A 15,554-nucleotide genomic window follows, 5' to 3' on the forward strand; every position below is an offset into this window, starting at 1 on the left:
TCGGTCAGCCGCGGCCGATGCTCGCCAGCAAAGCGCGGCAGGCAGCGCCCGCGCGGCGTGCCCTTTCGCTGTCGTCATGGCCGTAGGCGGCGCTCGGCGCTTCGAGGGCGATCGGCTTGTCCGCCGGCAACGCGTTCAGGAAGTCCGCCAAAGGCAGGTCGCCATCGCCCGGATAGAGCCTTGCGCCGCGCGCTTCGGCCCGTAGCCCCTCCAGGCCGGGGGAGGATGCGGGCGCATCGCAGAGATGGCCGTAGGCGATCAGTGCAGGATCGATCGCGGCGATGTCGGCCGGGGAACCGCCGGAGCGGGCGAGGTGCAAGGCGTCGATCAGCAGGCCGGCATGGGGCTGATCGGCCGCCTTCAGGATCTCCTGCGCAAAGGCGAGCGAATTCAGGGCGGTATAGGGAATGAACTCGAAGCCGACACCCATGCCGTATTCGCGGGCCATGCCGCAGAGCTCGGCGAGGCGGTCCGTCATGCGGTTCCGGTCGGCGTCGTTGCCGGCGACGAGCAGGTTGCGGGCGCCGAGTTCGGCCCCGGCCTCGAACGCGGGACGAAGCTTCGGGACTTGCGTCTGCGGCCACAGCCAGACCGCCTCGATATCGAGAAGCGTGAGACCCGTCGCCTCCAGCGCCGCCTTGGTCCGCCGGCACAGTCCGGCATCGGTGACGACCGGGAAGAGGGCGGCTTCGGGCGCGGGGTCGATCAGGCGCAGCCCTACCGCGTCGAACCCTCCGGCCTCGGCGAGCGAGATCAGCTCGAGCGGACCGGCCTGCATGAAGGTGAGATGCGCGAGCGACAGCATGGCTTGGCTTTCGGTGAAAAGGCGGCAGCCGTTTCAAGCGCCGCTGGTCCGCTGATTATTTTCATCTATAAATAAGTTCATATATTCGATCAATCGAAAGGCGGCACCATGGCCGCTGCGACGGAGGAAGCGATGCTGGAGATGCTGAGCGGCGAGACGCGGATTTTCGTGATCATCGGTCACCCCATCGCGCAGGTGAAGGCGCCGGCGGGCATGACGAAGGGTTTTGCCGAGCGTGGCCGCAACGCCATCGTCGTGCCGATCCATGTGCTGCCGGAGAATGTCGACGCCTTTATCGAGGCGCTGGGGCCGATCCGGAATGTCGATGGCATCATCGCCACCGTGCCGCATAAATTCGCAGCGCGGCGTCATTGCGCGTCGGTCTCGGCGCGGGCGCGGCTGCTCGATTCGGCGAATGTTGTGCGGCGTAACGCCGACGGCTCCTGGGATGGCGACATGACCGACGGGCAGGGCTTCGTCAGCGCCATGATGCAGACGGGCTGCGAGCCGCGGGGGCAACGCGCGCTGCTCGTGGGTGCCGGCGGGGCTGGCAGCGCTATCGGCCTGCAACTGCTCGATTCCGGCGTCGCCGAGCTTGCCATTCACGACATGGATGTGGCCAAGCGCGATGCGCTGATCGCGAAATTGTCCGGCATGCATCCACGCAAGGTGGTGACCGGTTCGGCCGATCCCACCGGTTTCGGCATCGTCGCCAACGCGACCCCGATGGGGATGAAGCAGGGTGATCCGCTTCCGGTCGAGGTCAGCAGGTTGAAGCCGGAGACATTCGTCGGCGATGTCATCACGGTGCCGGAAGTCTCGCCCTTGCTCGAGGCGGCTCAACGCATCGGTTGCCGCACGCAGACCGGCGTCGGGATGTTTCTGGCGCAGCGCGAGGTGATGCTCGACTTCCTCGAAGGCAAGCCGATCTGAGAAGGGCCCGATCTCAATCGGCCTGTTTCAGGCGATGCCGATCCGCTCACGGATCATCGCAACGGCCGCGTCCAAGGCCTTGAGGCAGCGTTGCTTCAGGGCCTCGTCATAGCGCGCTATCGGCAGCGCGATATTGACCGCCGCGAGCGGAAAACCGGAGCGGTTCAGGATCGGCCGGGCCATGCCGGCGATGCCCGGCGTGAACTCCTCCACCACGAAGGCGATGCCGCTGCGCTGGATCTCCGCGATCTCCGCTTCGAGCGCCGCGACGCTGCCGATCGTGCGCGGCGTGATCGCCTCGAGGCGGATGCGGGAGAGATAGTCCTGGCGCATCTCCGCCGGCAGATGGGCGAGGAGCGCCTTGCCGCCCGAGGTCGCATAGAGCGGCGCCGTATCGCCGACGCGCATGAGGTAGTGTAGCCGGTGTGTGCCGCTCGCCGTCGCCATGACCTCGGAGACGTCGCCCTTCAGCACGTTGAGCGCGCAGGTCTCGCTGGTCGCCCGCGCGGTTTCGGCGAGCACGGTTTCCGCGACGCTGGCGAGGTCCCGCGTTTCGGCGCTGCGCTGCCCCAAAGCCGCGATGGCCGGCCCGAGGAAATAGCCTTTGCTGGCCGGGTCGTAGTCGAGATAGCCGCGACTGACCAAGGTCTTGAGCAGTTGCGTCAGGCTGCTCTTGGGGATCGCGAGCTGCGCGGCGATCTGGGTATGGGTCTGGGCGGCGTTCCAGCGACGCAGATACTCGAGCAGGTCGAGCACGCGCATGGCTGATTTGACGGAGCCCGACTCGGCCGGCTGCATGAATTTATCCGGTTTTCTTCAAATGCTTCGGTCAGCCCGTGGAAGCGCCGTGCGATAGTGGAGCTTCGTCCGGGTGGTTTCAACCTGTTTCCCGGTTCGGACCCGGCGAGCCGCGATGCCTTCTTTACATAATGAACTCGTTCTCATATGGAAATTTCCAACGAATGTACAATGGGAGGCATCGGATGAGCGAGGAATGGAGGGAGCGCCTGCTGATCCGCGATCTCGTGGAGAACTGGGCCGTCTGGCGCGATGCCGGCGATTGGGAGCGCTTCCGCAGCGTCTGGCACGATGACGGGCGGATGATGGCAACCTGGTTCCAGGGGACGGCGGACGAGTTCATCAAGGTCAGCCGCGAGGGCTTCGAGAAGGGCGTCAGCATCCTGCATTTCCTCGGCGGGACGGCGATCGACCTTGCCGGCGAGCGCGCCATCGCCCAGACCAAGATGACGATCAACCAGCGCGCCAGCGTGGACGGCGTCATTTGCGACGTGGTCTGCACCGGCCGGTTCTACGATTTCCTGGAAAAGCGCGACGGAAGCTGGGGGCTGGTGCTGCGCCAGCCGATCTACGAGAAGGATCGCCTCGATCCGGTCGATCCTTCGCAAGCTCCCAAACTGGATCGGGAGCGGCTCGAGAGTTTCCCCGTCGGTTATCGCCATCTCGCCTATCTGCAGTCGGGATTGGGCTTCAAGGTCAAGCCCGACATGCCGGGACTGATCGGGCCGGTCGTCGAGGATCTCTACAGGCGCGGCCGGGCCTGGCTCGCGGGCAAGCCGCTGGAATCGGCGCCGCGCGCGGCCTGAGGCGCGGCGCATCCGGCGAAGCGGGGCGAGCCCCCGGCAGGCATCGCAGGCAGGAGGAAGCCATGCGCAATTTCGACGAGAACTCGATCACCCAGGCGGTGCTCGACCGCGTCGCGCAGGCGTCCGATCCACGCACGCGCCAGATCGGGCTGGCGCTGGTGCGCCATCTCCATGCCCTGGTGAAGGAGGTCGAGCCGAGCATGGCGGAGTGGGAGGCGGCGATCGGCTTCCTGACCCGCACCGGACAGATGTGCGACGACACGCGCCAGGAATTCATCCTGCTCTCGGATACGCTCGGCGTCTCGATGCTGGTCGACGCCATCAATCACCGCGACGCGGACGGCGCGACCGACACCACGGTGCTCGGCCCCTTCTATGTGCAGGACCCGGCCGTGTTTCCGCTGGGCTCGAATATCTCCGACGGGATCAAGGGCGAGCCGCTTTTCGTCTCGGGCACGGTCGCTTCCGCCGACGGGACGCCGCTGGCGGGCGCTGCGGTCGATGTCTGGCATTCCGATGCGGACGGCTATTACGACGTGCAGCAGATGGACGAGCTGGGCGGGCTGGCGATGCGGGCCCGCCTGCTGGCCGACGCGCAAGGGCGGTTCCATTTCTGGACGATCAGGCCCGCAGCCTATCCCATTCCCCATGACGGCCCGGTCGGCGAGATGCTGGCGGCACAGGCGCGTCATCCCTACCGTCCGGCCCATGTGCATTTCATGATCCATGCGGACGGGCATGACACGCTCGTCACCCATGTCTTCGTCGCCGGGGATCGCTATCTCGATTCCGACGTGGTGTTCGGCGTGAAGGATTCGCTGATCCGCGAATTCCCATCCCATCCACCGGGCAAGGCTCCGGACGGCAGGGCGATGGACAGGCCCTATGACAGCTTGCACTACGATTTCCGCCTGAAGAGGAAGCCGGCGTGAGCGTCGGCGCGGACGGGGCTGACCAAGGCGGGGCGGGACGATGCTGAAAGGGCGCGGGCTGCTTTCGCTCTGGAACGGGGTCGATCCGGACCGGCGCGCGGAATACGATCTCTGGCATACGCGAGAGCATGTTCCCGAACGGCTCGCCATCCCCGGCATGCTGCGCGCCCGCCGCTATCATCGCGGCGAGGGGCCGTTGCCGGAATTCCTGACGCTCTACGAGCTCGAAGACAACGCCGTGCTGGCGAGTGCTCCCTATCGGAAGCTGCTGGAGACCCCGACGCCGTGGTCGCGCAACATGCGGCTTTCCTTCCGCGGTTTCTTCCGTGTGGGCCATCTTGCGGTACTGAGCCGCGGCGGCGGCGTCGGCAGCGCGCTGATGGCGACGACCTTCGCGGATGTCTCAGCCACTGAGGGCGCTTGGGACACGATCGCGGACCATGTCCTGCGCGAGACGGCGGCGAGCGCGGTCCATGTCCTGCAGAAGGACCCGGCGGTCGCGCCCGTGCCGTTCACGGTGCCAGCGGCCGGCGCAGCTGCCTATGCCGATGGCGGGGCGATCATGATCGAATGCTACGATCGGAACCGGCTCGCGGATATCGCCGGCGTGCTCGAGCCTGTGCTCGACGCGCAGGGGCTGGCGACGGGGCGGGCGGGCTGGACCGCCTACGACCTTGCCTATCTGCTCGACAGGGAGGAACTGCCCGGCGTGGTCGCCTTGTCCCGACCGGAGGCCTGAGCCTCACCGGAGGGAATTCCCTTGGGATGGCGGGCGATCGCGTGCAGCAGCATGCGTTGCAGATGCTGCGCCGGGCGGGGCAGCGGTACGCCGTCGCGCGCGATGATGCCGACCGTGCGCCGGATCGATGGCGCGGTGATTGGCAGGATGCGCAGGTTCGGGCTCGGCGGGATCGCCAGGCGCGGCAGCACGGTGACGGCAATGCCGTTGGCGACGAAGCAGACCGCCATGTTGACGCGCTGGACCTCATAGGCCCAGTCGAGCCTCTCGCCGAAGGTGCCGAGGCTTTCGCTCAGCATGAAGCCGTGGCTCGTCGTGGTGGCGACGCGGGCCAGCGGATAGCCGACGAGATCTGCCCAGGTCAGCGCCTCGCGTTCCGCCAGCGGATGGCTGGCGGGCACCGCCGCGACGAAATCCTCCTCGAACAGGGCGCGGGACTTCTGAGTCCAGAGCTGCGCGCCGAGGATGGTCAGGGCGAACTGGGCCTCGCCCGAGGAGACGCGCTCGCGCAAAGCCGCGGCCGGTTCGTCGAAGACCGTCACCGAGACATGCGGGTAGCGCTGGCGGAATTCGCGCAGGACGTCCGGCAGGAAATGCTCGCCGAGCGAGCCGAGGCAGCCGACCGAGACCTTCTCCTGCGACTGCCGGCCCTCGCGCTTGAGATTGTCGTAGAGATTGCTGAGCCGCAGCAGCGCGTCGCGCGCCTCCGGGAAGAACGCCTGTCCCGCTCGCGTCAAGGCGAGGCTGCGCGTCGTGCGCTGGAACAGCGTGACGCCGACATCCTCCTCGAGCTTGCGGATGCGGTGGCTGAGTGCCGTCTGCGACAGGCGCATCGCTTCGGCGGCGCGCCGGAAGCTGCCGAATTCGGCAATCTGGATGAAAGCCTCGAGCCCGGCGACGTCCATCATGTGGCTCCCGATTGAGCAATATTGCTCATGAATAGGCCTCCCAAATTCATTTGAACAGCGTTGTTCGGCTTGACTATCCTCCTTGCAAGAAACTGCCGCCGAGCCTCCCTCACGCCCCAAGCGGGTGCGGAAAGGCCCGGCCTCGAAGCCCGAGGAAACGCATCATGGGTTCGATGGAAGGCGAGGGAGGACGGCTGTTCTTCCGCTCCGAGACCTTCGATACGGAGAAGTTCGAGCGCCGCAGGCTCTCGAACAAGACGATCACAGAGCCGGCGCGCGAACTGCCTGTTCATACCGAATGCGACGTGCTGGTCGTCGGCGGCGGGCCTGCCGGCACGGCGGCTGCCGTTGCCGCCGCCCGGCGCGGTGCCGATGTGGTGCTGCTGGAGCGCTACAACCATCTTGGCGGCCTTTCGACCGGCGGCCTCGTCATCTGGATCGACCGGATGAGCGACTGGCAGGGCCGGCACGTCATTCGCGGTTTCGCCGAGGAATTGCTGTCACGCCTGACCCGCGACAAGATCGCCGGGCCGGAGCCGCAGGAATGGGGCTCGCATGACCCGGAGCGCGTCGCCTATTGGGGGCAGCGCAACGCGGCGTTCAACAACACCGTCACTCATGCGCCGACGCTGGATCCGGAATGGCTCAAGGCGGAATCGCTGGCCATGGTGCTGGAGGCCGGCGTGCATCCGATCTTCCATGCCTGGGGTGCGAGTCCGCTGATGGAAGGGCGGCGCGTCGCCGGTTGCACCTTCGAGAGCAAGGAGGGCCGGCGCGCGATCCTCGCCCGGGTGACGATCGACGCGACGGGCGATGGCGATCTCTATGCCGGCGCCGGCTCCGGCTTCGACACCGAGGTCGATATCCGCGACATCCATGGCTGCATGAACACCTCCTGGCTGTTTGCGGGCGTCGACATGAAGGGCTTCCTGCGCTTCCGGGCCGAGACGCCGGAGCAGTTCTCGCAATTCATGGCGCGCGGTCGCGAGGCGATGCGCTTCTTCGACAAGCCCTCGGTTTCGTGGCGGGACGACATCGCCGTCTTCATGGGGCCGCGTCTCGCCGGCTATTCGGCGCTGAAGGTTGAGGATCTTTCCGAGGTCGAGATCAGGAGCCACCAGCTGATGCTGGAGCATCTCGCCTTCTACCGCGCCCATGCGCCCGGTTTCGGGAACGCCTTCATCATGCTCTCGGCGCCGCAGCTCGGCGTGCGGCACGGGCGGCGCCTCAAGGGGCTGGGCAAGCTCACCCGCGAGAACTGGGATGGCAGCACGGCGCCGGACGAGATTGGCGTCTCGCCCTCGCTCGCACCGAAATTCGCGAACATCTCGGTTCCCTACGGTTCCATCGTGCCGCGCGAGATCGATGGTTTGCTGGCGCCCGGCCGGCATCTCTCCTGCGATGCCACCAGCCATTCCTTCATGCGCGAGATCCCGCAATGCTGGCTGACAGGCCATGCTGCGGGCGTCGCCGCCGCCATCGCCGCCGACCGGGGCGTGACGCCGGCGCAGGTGCCGATCGCGGAATTGCAGGCGGGCCTTACGGCTCAGGGAGCCTATCTCAGCGCGGTGTCGGAGCTTGTAAGCTAGGAGACGACGGCCTTCCGCCGCTCAGGACGGTTGACGAAAGCGGATGAGCGGGCCGAAGAAGCCCGCAGACGTGACACGAACGGGAAGGCGGCAGGCAGCCGTCCCCAAAGGGAGGAACGGATGTTCGAAGGTTTTGCTCGCTGGCGTAGCGCCTGCGTCGCCATGGTCTTTGGTTTCGCCGGCTCGCCGGCCTTGGCCCAGGCACCCGCGCCGAAGCCGCTCGACCCGCCCCAATCCGTGCGTGTCGCCTATGTCCCGATCATGAAGTTCGCCACCGCCTATGTCGCGGAGTCGCGCGGGCTCTTCAAGAAATACGGGCTCAACGTCCAGCTCGACAGCGTCAAATCCGGCACCGAGGCGATCGCCTTCCTCGACAAGGGCTCCGTCGATGTCGGCGGCATCTCGATCGTCGCCTCGCTCTGGTCGGCGTGGAATCGCGGCCTCGACATCCGCGTGATCGCGCCGGGCGGGCTCGATCCGATGACCGACGGCCCGACCAAGCTGATCGTCCGCAAGGACCTGCTCGATTCCGGCGCGGTGAAGTCGGTCGCCGACCTCAAGGGCAAGCGCATCGCGGCGGCCGGCGGGCCGGGCAGCGGCGGCGAGTATTTCGTCAGCAAGGCGCTGGAGAGCGCCAAGCTGACCTTGCGCGACGCGCAGCTCCTGAATGTCGGCAATGCCGACATGCCGGCGGCGATGGAAGCGAAGTCCGTCGATGCGGTGCTGACCTCCTCGCCCTATTCCGACCAGATCCTCAAGGCCGGTACCGGCAAGCTCCTGATGCAGGACATCACGCCCGGCCTGATGACGGTCGCCTTCGTCGCCTCGGGCAAGTTCATCAAGGACCGGCCGGAGGTGGCCGAGCGCTTCGTGCTGGCGATGACGGAAGCTGCGCGCCTGATGCAGGGCCCCGATTTCCTCGCCCAGCCCAATATGGACGGCTATCTGAAATATACCGCCTCGACGCCCGAGGCGATCAAGAACGGCGGCTCGGTGATCTTCGATCCCAATATGGCGATCCCCACCGACGGCCTTGCCGATATCGAGCGCGTGCACCGTGAGAACGGTCGCACCGAATACGACAAGCCGCTCGACATGGCGAAGGTGATCGATGGCCGTTTCGTCGCCAAGGCCGTCGAGATTCTCGGCAAGGCCGCTCCGGCCAAGTGAGGCGGCCGGGCTGGCTCGTGCCGGCCCGTTTGAACCGCGGTTCTCGGACAGGATCGATGCAACAACAACGAGCCCGGAGGGTCGGCCGATGAATGCCGCCGCCATGCAGGCCATCGCCGCGCCGAAGATCGGCGCGCGCAATGTCAGCAAGCACTATCCCACGGCCGACGGCACCATGGTCGCGCTGGAGGATTTCTCCCTCGATGTCGCCGACGGCGAATTCGTCTGCATCGTCGGCCCCTCCGGCTGCGGCAAGTCGACCTTCCTGCGGATGGTGGCGGGGCTGGAATCGATTTCGCTGGGCTCGATCGACATCCGTCCCGGCCGTGAGAGGGCTAAGCCGCTCAACAGCGTCGTCTTCCAGGAATACGCGATCTTTCCCTGGAAGACGCTGATCGAGAACGTCGCCTTCGGCCCGCAGATGCGCGGTATCGGTCGCAAGGAACGGCTCGACACCGCGCGCTACTGGCTCGACCGCGTGGGCCTGGGCAAGTTTTCCGAGTACTACCCGCACCAGATCTCGGGCGGCATGAAGCAGCGGGTCAGCATCATCCGCGCGCTTGCCAACGATCCCGAGGTGCTGCTGATGGACGAGCCGCTCGGCGCGCTCGATGCCCAGACTCGCGTCGTCATCCAGGAGGAGCTGCTGCGGATCTGGGAAGAGACCCGGAAGACCGTGCTCTACATCACCCATAGCCTCGACGAGGCCGTGCTGCTCGGCGACCGCGTGATCCTGATGAGTGCCCAGCCCGGCCGGCACCTCGCGACCTTCAAGATCGACCTGCCGCGCCCGCGCACCATCGCGATGCAGAACGCGCCGCGCTTTGCCGAATACCGGGCCGAGATCTGGGAGAAGCTCAGCGCCGAGGTGACGCGCGCCATGGAGGCACGGCCATGACGATCGCATCCACCGAAGGCATCACGGCGAGTGACGACCGGACGCCTGTGAAGGGGTCTCCGGCGGCCAACAACGATGCGCGCGCCATCCTTCTCCTGCTCGCCGCAGGCGTGGCGCTCAATGCCGCGCTCGCGATCGCCGGGCTGTGGAGCGATTTCGCCTGGCCGGCGATCGGGGCGAGCTTCGTCCTGTTGGTGCTGGCTTGCGAGCGTATCGGCCGATTGGTGCCGGTGAAGGGCAGGGGCGCCTATGAGCGCACGCTGGCGCTCGGCTTTCCGCTCCTCGTCCTCGTGCTCTGGGAAATCGCTGCCGATAGCGGCTTCATCAACCCGACCTGGTTTCCGCCGCCGAGCCGGATCGGTTCGGCGCTCTGGGACCTGAGCACCCGCTACGATCGCTTCTCCGGCACGACCCTGCTCGGCCGGCCCTGGCTGATGCCGGAAGCCTTCAATAGCGAGGGCTGGGCCGGCGTCTGGAAGCTGGTGGCCGAGAGCCATGTCTTCGCGACGGTGGCGCGCGTCCTCGTCGGCTTCGTGCTCGGCGCCATTCCGGGCGTTTTGCTCGGCGTGGTGATGGGCCTGAACCAGACGGTCAGGCTGATGCTCGATACGACGCTCTCAGCGATCTATGTGCTGCCCAAGATCGCGATCTTCCCGATCGTGATGCTGATGTTCGCCGACCCGTTCGGCGAGGCGCCGAAGATCCTGGTGGTGGCGCTGTCCGTCTTCATCCTGATGGCGATCAACACGATGGCGGCGGTGCGTGGCATCGACAAGGTCTACCTGATGGCGGGCAAGAACTATGGCGCCAAGGGCTGGTCGATGCTGCGCCACGTCATCCTGCCCGGCGCCATGCCGGTGATCTTCTCCGGCCTGCGCATCGCGCTGGGCACGGCGATGATCGTGATCATCTCGGTCGAGTTCGTCCGCGCCAAGCAGGGCGTCGGCTACATGACCTTCTATTACTGGGAGGTCCTCAACCCCGAGAAGATGTATGCCGGCCTCGTCGTCGTCATGATCCTCGGCGTGCTGCTGACCTACGCGCTGCAATGGCTGCAGCGCCGGCTCATGCCCTGGCAGCAGAAATAAGAGGTACGGCGATGAAGCTTGCTCTTGTCACCGGCGGCGCCGGCGCCGTCGGGGCCGCCGCCGCGCGGATGCTGGCCGAGGACGGTTTTCGCGTCGTGCTGGCGGATCGCGCCCTCGAACGGACGCAAGCGATCTGCGACGAGATCTGCCGCAATGGCGGCGAAGCCGTCGCCGAGCCTGTCGATCTGCTGGAGGAAGGGGCTTCGCAACGCCTGATCGACAGCGTGGCGGAGCGCTTCGGGCGGCTCGACTGCCTCGTCAACAATGCCGGCATGACCGGAGCTCCGCGCATCGACAGCGTCGAGCTGTCGGTCTGGAACGCGGTGCTCGCGCTCAACCTGACCGTGCCGATGCTGCTCGCCCAGGCGGCGCAGCCCTTGATGAAGCAGAGCGGCGGCGGCAGCATCGTCAATGTCGCCTCGCGGGTCTATCTCGCCGGCACCGGCGTCGCCTATACCTCCAGCAAATCGGGGCTAATCGGTCTCACCCGCGTGCTCGCCGTGCAGCTCGGCCCCGACAATATCCGCGTCAACGCGGTCGCGCCGAGCTTCCTCAACACCCCCTTCAACGACAAGATCGTGAAGGAGAACACGGGGCTGGCCGCTTCCTTCCGCAAGATGTCGCCGCTTGGCCGGCTCGGGACTGCCGAGGATGTCGCAGGCGCGATCGCCTTTCTGGCCTCGCCGCGCGCGAATTTCATCACGGGCGACGTCATCCATGTCTGCGGCGGCACGCAGCTCGCGCCGCAGCCTGCCTCGGCGGGCGCCGACGACGCCAGTCATAACCAGACGGAGTCGGAGGAGCATTTGATCGCCAGTTAAAATAACTACAGGGTTATGTTGACTGGCGATAATGCCATTTAACATGAGCATCCAAATCGCTCATGATGGCCTCGTATTCGGGGTAAGACGTCTTCCATGGCTTTCACTCGCATCGACGGCAAGCTCGTGCACTGGCGCGACAGCGGCTCGCGCGCGGCGCCGGCCGTTGTGTTGGTCAATTCGCTCGGTACGGATTTCCGAATCTGGGACGAGGTCGTCGCGGCGTTGTCTCGCGACTGGCGCGTCATCGTCTATGACAAGCGCGGCCATGGCCTCTCGGACGTACCACCGGGGCCTTATGCGATTGCCGACTTCACCGATGATCTGATCGGGCTTGCCGATCACCTTGGTTTGCGGCGTTTTTCGCTGGTCGGGCTCTCGATCGGCGGGCTGATCGGGCAGGATCTGGCGGTGCGCGCGCCGGAGCGTCTTGCGGCGCTGGTGCTGGCCGATACCGCCGCGAAGGTCGGCACGGCCGAAAGCTGGAATGCGCGTATCGATGCCGTCCGCAAGGGCGGGCTTGCCGCCATCGCCGATCCCGTCATGGAGCGCTGGTTCACTCCTGCCTTCCATGCCGAGCGGCCGGATGATCTCGCCGGCTGGCGCAATGCGCTGCTCCGCCAGCCTGCCGATGGCTATATCGCGACCTGCCAGGCGCTGAGCCAGGCCGATCTGACCGCCGCCATCGGCGCGATCACGGTGCCGACGCTGGCCGTGGCCGGCGATGGCGATCTCTCGACGCCGCCCGATCTGGTGCGGGCGATGGCGCAGCGGATTCCGGGCGCGGGCTTCGCGCTGATCGAGGGCTGCGGACATATTCCCCCGGTCGAGCAGCCCGCCCGGCTACTCGCGCTGGTGACCGGACATCTGGAGAAGCACGGACGTGGCTGACGTATCGGATCGTTTCAAACAGGGCATGGCGACCCGCCGCAAAGTGCTCGGCGAGCGCTATGTCGACGCCGCCGTCGCCAATACCGACGCCTTCACCGAAGACTTCCAGACGCTGATCACGGAAAGCGCCTGGGGTACGGTCTGGTCGGGCGACAGGATCAGCAAGCGCGAGCGCTCAATGCTGACCATCGCTCTGCTCGCCGCGCTCGGCCACCATGACGAGGTCGCGATGCATGTCCGGGCCACGCGCAATACCGGCGCCAGCATGGACGACATCAAGGAAGCGCTGCTGCATGTGGCGATCTATGCCGGCGTGCCGGCTGCCAATCACGCTTTCAAGATCGCCAAGGCGGTCTATGCGGAGATGGAGAACGAGAAGGCGGGCTGAGCCCGGCTGCCACGCTCCGGCCGTTCGGTGAGCAGCAGCTTGGGCGTGGCAAAGCTTTGAATTGAGCAAGATCAAGAACAGTGGGCCGATCTCGTCGCAATCTGGCTTTCAGCTTGACGAGACAGGCTCCGACGGAGGGAGGCGCCGCAAATGCGCAACGAGAATTCGAGCCATCAGGGCGGTTCGTTCTACCAGCGTGATCGAAGCTGGCATCCGCCGGCCTTTACGCCCGATTACAAGACCTCCGTGCTGCGCTCGCCGAAGAACGCGCTGCTGTCGCTCGGCAATACGCTCTCCGAGATGACCGGGCCGGTCTTCGGCCACAACATGCTCGGGCCGCTCGATAACGACCTGATCCTCAACTACGTCCAGACCGGTGAGCCGATCGGCCCGCGCATCATCGTGCACGGCCAGGTGCTGGATGAGGATGCGAGGCCGGTGCGCGGCGCGCTGGTCGAGTTCTGGCAGGCCAATGCCGGCGGCCGCTACCGCCACAAGAAGGAAAGCTATCTCGCCGCCATCGACCCGAATTTCGGCGGCTGCGGGCGCACCATCACCGATGACGAGGGCCGCTATTGGTTCCGCACCATCAAGCCCGGCCCTTATCCCTGGCCGAATGGGGTCAATGACTGGCGCCCGGCGCACATCCATTTCTCGGTCTTCGGCCATGCCTTTGCGCAGCGCTTGATCACCCAGATGTATTTCGAGGGCGACCCGATGATCTGGCAGTGCCCGATCGTGATGGGCATCCCGAGCCGCGAGGCGGTGGAGCAACTCGTCGCAGGGCTCGACCGCGAGGCGACCTTGCCGATGGACACGATGGCCTACAAATTCGATATCGTGCTGCGTGGCCGGCGCTCGACCCTGTTCGAGAACCGGATGGAGGGGAACTGATGGTCCAGTCTCTGCGCCGTCTCAAGGAAAGCCCGTCGCAGACGGCGGGGCCCTACATCCATATCGGCGCGACGCCGAACTTCTCCGGCATCGAGGGCATCTTTCCGCATGATCTCGGCTCGCTGCCGCTGTCGCCGGAGGTGAAGGGTGAGCGCATCGTCGTCACCGGCCGCGTCTTCGACGGGACCGGCTCGCCGATCAAGGACGCGCTGATCGAGATCTGGCAGGCCGATGCGCAGGGGCTCTATCCCGGCCCCGGCGAGCGCCGGGGCGAGGCCGATCCGCATTTTCCCGGCTGGTTCCGCCAGCCGCTCGACGGCACCACCGGCGTCTATCGCTTCGAGACGATCAAGCCGGGCATCGTCCCCTATTTCGACGGTCGTCCGATGGCGCCGCACATCACCTTCTGGATCGTGGCGCGCGGCATCAATATCGGCCTGCATACGCGGCTCTATTTCGACGACGAGGAACAGGCCAACGCGGCCGATCCGCTTCTCGCCCGCATCGAACACCGCCTGCGCGTGCCGACGCTGATCGCAACGCGCGGCGACGAGGACGGCAAGCCGGTCTACACCTTCGACATCCGCCTGCAGGGCGAGAACGAGACGGTCTTCTTCGATATCTGAGGGCGGCTTCCGACCGTCTTCCCGACCCGAACAGACAGCAAGCAGAGCAACGACGACATGAGCGAAGCCTTCATCTGTGCCTATGTCCGCACGCCCATCGGCCGTTTCGGCGGGTCGCTATCCTCGGTGCGGGCGGACGATCTCGGTGCGGTACCGCTGAAAGCCCTGCTCGAACGCCATGCCGGCGTCGATTTCGGCGCGGTGGACGACGTGATCTTCGGTTGCGCCAACCAGGCGGGTGAGGACAATCGCAATGTCGCGCGCATGTCGCTGCTGCTCGCCGGCCTGCCGAAGGAGGTGCCGGGCACGACGATGAACCGGCTCTGCGGCTCGGGCATGGACGCCGTCATCACCGCCGCTCGCGCGATCAAGGCAGGCGAGGCCGAATTGATGATCGCGGGTGGCGTCGAGAGCATGTCGCGCGCCCCCTTCGTGCTGCCCAAGGCCGACAGCGCCTTCTCGCGCCATGCCGAGATCCACGACACCACCATCGGCTGGCGCTTCATCAACCCGTTGATGAAGGCGCAGTACGGCGTTGATTCCATGCCGGAAACCGGCGAGAACGTCGCGGCCGATTGCAACATCAGCCGCGCCGATCAGGATGCCTTCGCTGTCCGTTCGCAGCAGAAGGCCGTGGCGGCGCAGCAGAACGGCCGGCTTGCCAAGGAGATCGTCGCGGTTTCGATCCCGCAGCGGAAGGGCGACCCCATCCGCGTCGAGATCGACGAGCATCCGCGCGGCGACACCACGCTGGAGAAGCTCGCCAAGCTGCCGACGCCCTTCCGCAAGGAAGGCGGCACCGTCACCGCCGGCAACGCCTCGGGCGTCAATGACGGCGCGGCGGCTCTCATCATCGCTTCCGAGAAGGCGGCGGCGAAGTATGGCCTGACCCCGCTGGCGCGGATCGTCGGCGGCGCTGCGGGCGGCGTCGCGCCGCGCGTGATGGGGCTGGGGCCGATTCCCGCGACCCGCAAGCTCTGCGCGCGCCTCGGCATCAAGCCGACCGATTTCGACGTGGTCGAGCTCAACGAGGCCTTCGCGAGCCAGGGCATCGCCGTATTGCGCGATCTCGGCATCGCGGAGGATGCTGAATTCGTGAACCCGAATGGCGGCGCGATCGCGCTCGGCCATCCGCTCGGCATGTCGGGCGCCCGCATCGCCGGAACGGCGGCGCTGGAGCTGTCGCTGACCGGCAAGCGCCGTGCGCTCGCGACCATGTGCATCGGCGTCGGGCAGGGCATCGCAATCGGGCTGGAACGAGTCTGAGA

General features: G+C 66.3%; 17 protein-coding genes. 14 read left to right on the forward strand and 3 right to left on the reverse strand.

The features are described 5' to 3' along the window. Positions 1–4: 4 nt before the first annotated feature. On the reverse strand, positions 5–805 hold the full coding sequence (locus tag IED13_RS12395; protein WP_191124339.1) for a sugar phosphate isomerase/epimerase family protein: 801 nt from the start codon (positions 803–805) through the stop codon (positions 5–7). A 108-nt stretch (positions 806–913) separates the two neighbouring features. On the opposite strand from IED13_RS12395, the gene IED13_RS12400 reads away from it, so the two are divergent. Continuing rightward, positions 914–1,738, forward strand: coding sequence for a shikimate dehydrogenase family protein (locus IED13_RS12400; RefSeq protein ID WP_248312559.1), 825 nt, complete (start codon positions 914–916; stop codon positions 1,736–1,738). A 27-nt stretch (positions 1,739–1,765) separates the two neighbouring features. On the opposite strand, the gene IED13_RS12405 is transcribed toward IED13_RS12400, so the two are convergent. Beyond that, positions 1,766–2,536: an IclR family transcriptional regulator gene (locus tag IED13_RS12405; protein ID WP_038365651.1), complete on the reverse strand. Its 771-nt coding sequence runs from the start codon at positions 2,534–2,536 to the stop codon at positions 1,766–1,768. Positions 2,537–2,721: 185 nt separating this feature from the next. Here IED13_RS12405 and IED13_RS12410 point away from each other — a divergent pair, with 185 nt between their 5' ends. The 3 genes from IED13_RS12410 to IED13_RS12420 all read left to right on the forward strand — a co-directional run bounded on the left by IED13_RS12410 (position 2,722) and on the right by IED13_RS12420 (position 5,013). Then, on the forward strand, positions 2,722–3,342 hold the full coding sequence (locus IED13_RS12410; RefSeq protein WP_191124340.1) for a nuclear transport factor 2 family protein: 621 nt from the start codon (positions 2,722–2,724) through the stop codon (positions 3,340–3,342). Positions 3,343–3,404: 62 nt separating this feature from the next. Further along, complete coding sequence (locus IED13_RS12415) at positions 3,405–4,274, forward strand: intradiol ring-cleavage dioxygenase (protein WP_191124341.1); 870 nt, start codon at positions 3,405–3,407, stop codon at positions 4,272–4,274. A 40-nt stretch (positions 4,275–4,314) separates the two neighbouring features. Further along, positions 4,315–5,013: a hypothetical protein gene (locus IED13_RS12420; RefSeq protein WP_191124342.1), complete on the forward strand. Its 699-nt coding sequence runs from the start codon at positions 4,315–4,317 to the stop codon at positions 5,011–5,013. Here IED13_RS12420 and IED13_RS12425 read toward each other — a convergent pair. After that, the gene (locus tag IED13_RS12425) at positions 4,953–5,921 is read right to left on the reverse strand and encodes a LysR family transcriptional regulator (protein WP_191124343.1); all 969 of its coding nucleotides are present in this window, start codon (positions 5,919–5,921) and stop codon (positions 4,953–4,955) included. The genes IED13_RS12420 and IED13_RS12425 overlap by 61 nt on opposite strands. A gap of 164 nt (positions 5,922–6,085) precedes the next feature. Here IED13_RS12425 and IED13_RS12430 point away from each other — a divergent pair, with 164 nt between their 5' ends. From IED13_RS12430 to pcaF, 10 genes are all read left to right on the forward strand, one after another. Continuing rightward, positions 6,086–7,510, forward strand: a complete 1,425-nt coding sequence (locus tag IED13_RS12430; protein WP_191124344.1) for an FAD-dependent oxidoreductase — start codon at positions 6,086–6,088, stop codon at positions 7,508–7,510. A gap of 120 nt (positions 7,511–7,630) precedes the next feature. Next, on the forward strand, positions 7,631–8,680 hold the full coding sequence (locus tag IED13_RS12435; protein ID WP_191124345.1) for an ABC transporter substrate-binding protein: 1,050 nt from the start codon (positions 7,631–7,633) through the stop codon (positions 8,678–8,680). Positions 8,681–8,768: 88 nt separating this feature from the next. Then, positions 8,769–9,578, forward strand: a complete 810-nt coding sequence (locus tag IED13_RS12440; protein WP_248312560.1) for an ABC transporter ATP-binding protein — start codon at positions 8,769–8,771, stop codon at positions 9,576–9,578. After that, positions 9,575–10,666, forward strand: coding sequence for an ABC transporter permease (locus IED13_RS12445; RefSeq protein ID WP_113254103.1), 1,092 nt, complete (start codon positions 9,575–9,577; stop codon positions 10,664–10,666). Before IED13_RS12440 ends, IED13_RS12445 begins: the two co-directional genes overlap by 4 nt. Before the next feature lie 11 nt (positions 10,667–10,677). After that, positions 10,678–11,487: an SDR family NAD(P)-dependent oxidoreductase gene (locus IED13_RS12450; RefSeq protein WP_191124346.1), complete on the forward strand. Its 810-nt coding sequence runs from the start codon at positions 10,678–10,680 to the stop codon at positions 11,485–11,487. A gap of 96 nt (positions 11,488–11,583) precedes the next feature. Then, positions 11,584–12,378: a 3-oxoadipate enol-lactonase gene (gene pcaD, locus IED13_RS12455; RefSeq protein WP_191124347.1), complete on the forward strand. Its 795-nt coding sequence runs from the start codon at positions 11,584–11,586 to the stop codon at positions 12,376–12,378. Beyond that, on the forward strand, positions 12,371–12,766 hold the full coding sequence (pcaC, locus tag IED13_RS12460) for a 4-carboxymuconolactone decarboxylase (RefSeq protein WP_133563694.1): 396 nt from the start codon (positions 12,371–12,373) through the stop codon (positions 12,764–12,766). The genes pcaD and pcaC overlap by 8 nt, the downstream gene beginning before the upstream one ends. Positions 12,767–12,916: 150 nt before the next feature. Beyond that, the gene (gene pcaH / locus IED13_RS12465; RefSeq protein WP_038365669.1) at positions 12,917–13,660 is read left to right on the forward strand and encodes a protocatechuate 3,4-dioxygenase subunit beta; all 744 of its coding nucleotides are present in this window, start codon (positions 12,917–12,919) and stop codon (positions 13,658–13,660) included. Next, positions 13,660–14,286, forward strand: a complete 627-nt coding sequence (gene pcaG / locus IED13_RS12470; protein WP_191124348.1) for a protocatechuate 3,4-dioxygenase subunit alpha — start codon at positions 13,660–13,662, stop codon at positions 14,284–14,286. The genes pcaH and pcaG overlap by 1 nt, the downstream gene beginning before the upstream one ends. A gap of 57 nt (positions 14,287–14,343) precedes the next feature. Beyond that, complete coding sequence (gene pcaF / locus IED13_RS12475; RefSeq protein WP_191124349.1) at positions 14,344–15,552, forward strand: 3-oxoadipyl-CoA thiolase; 1,209 nt, start codon at positions 14,344–14,346, stop codon at positions 15,550–15,552. Positions 15,553–15,554: the final 2 nt, after the last annotated feature.

This window comes from Allobosea spartocytisi (genome assembly GCF_014764685.1).
Taxonomy (GTDB): domain Bacteria; phylum Pseudomonadota; class Alphaproteobacteria; order Rhizobiales; family Beijerinckiaceae; genus Allobosea; species Allobosea spartocytisi.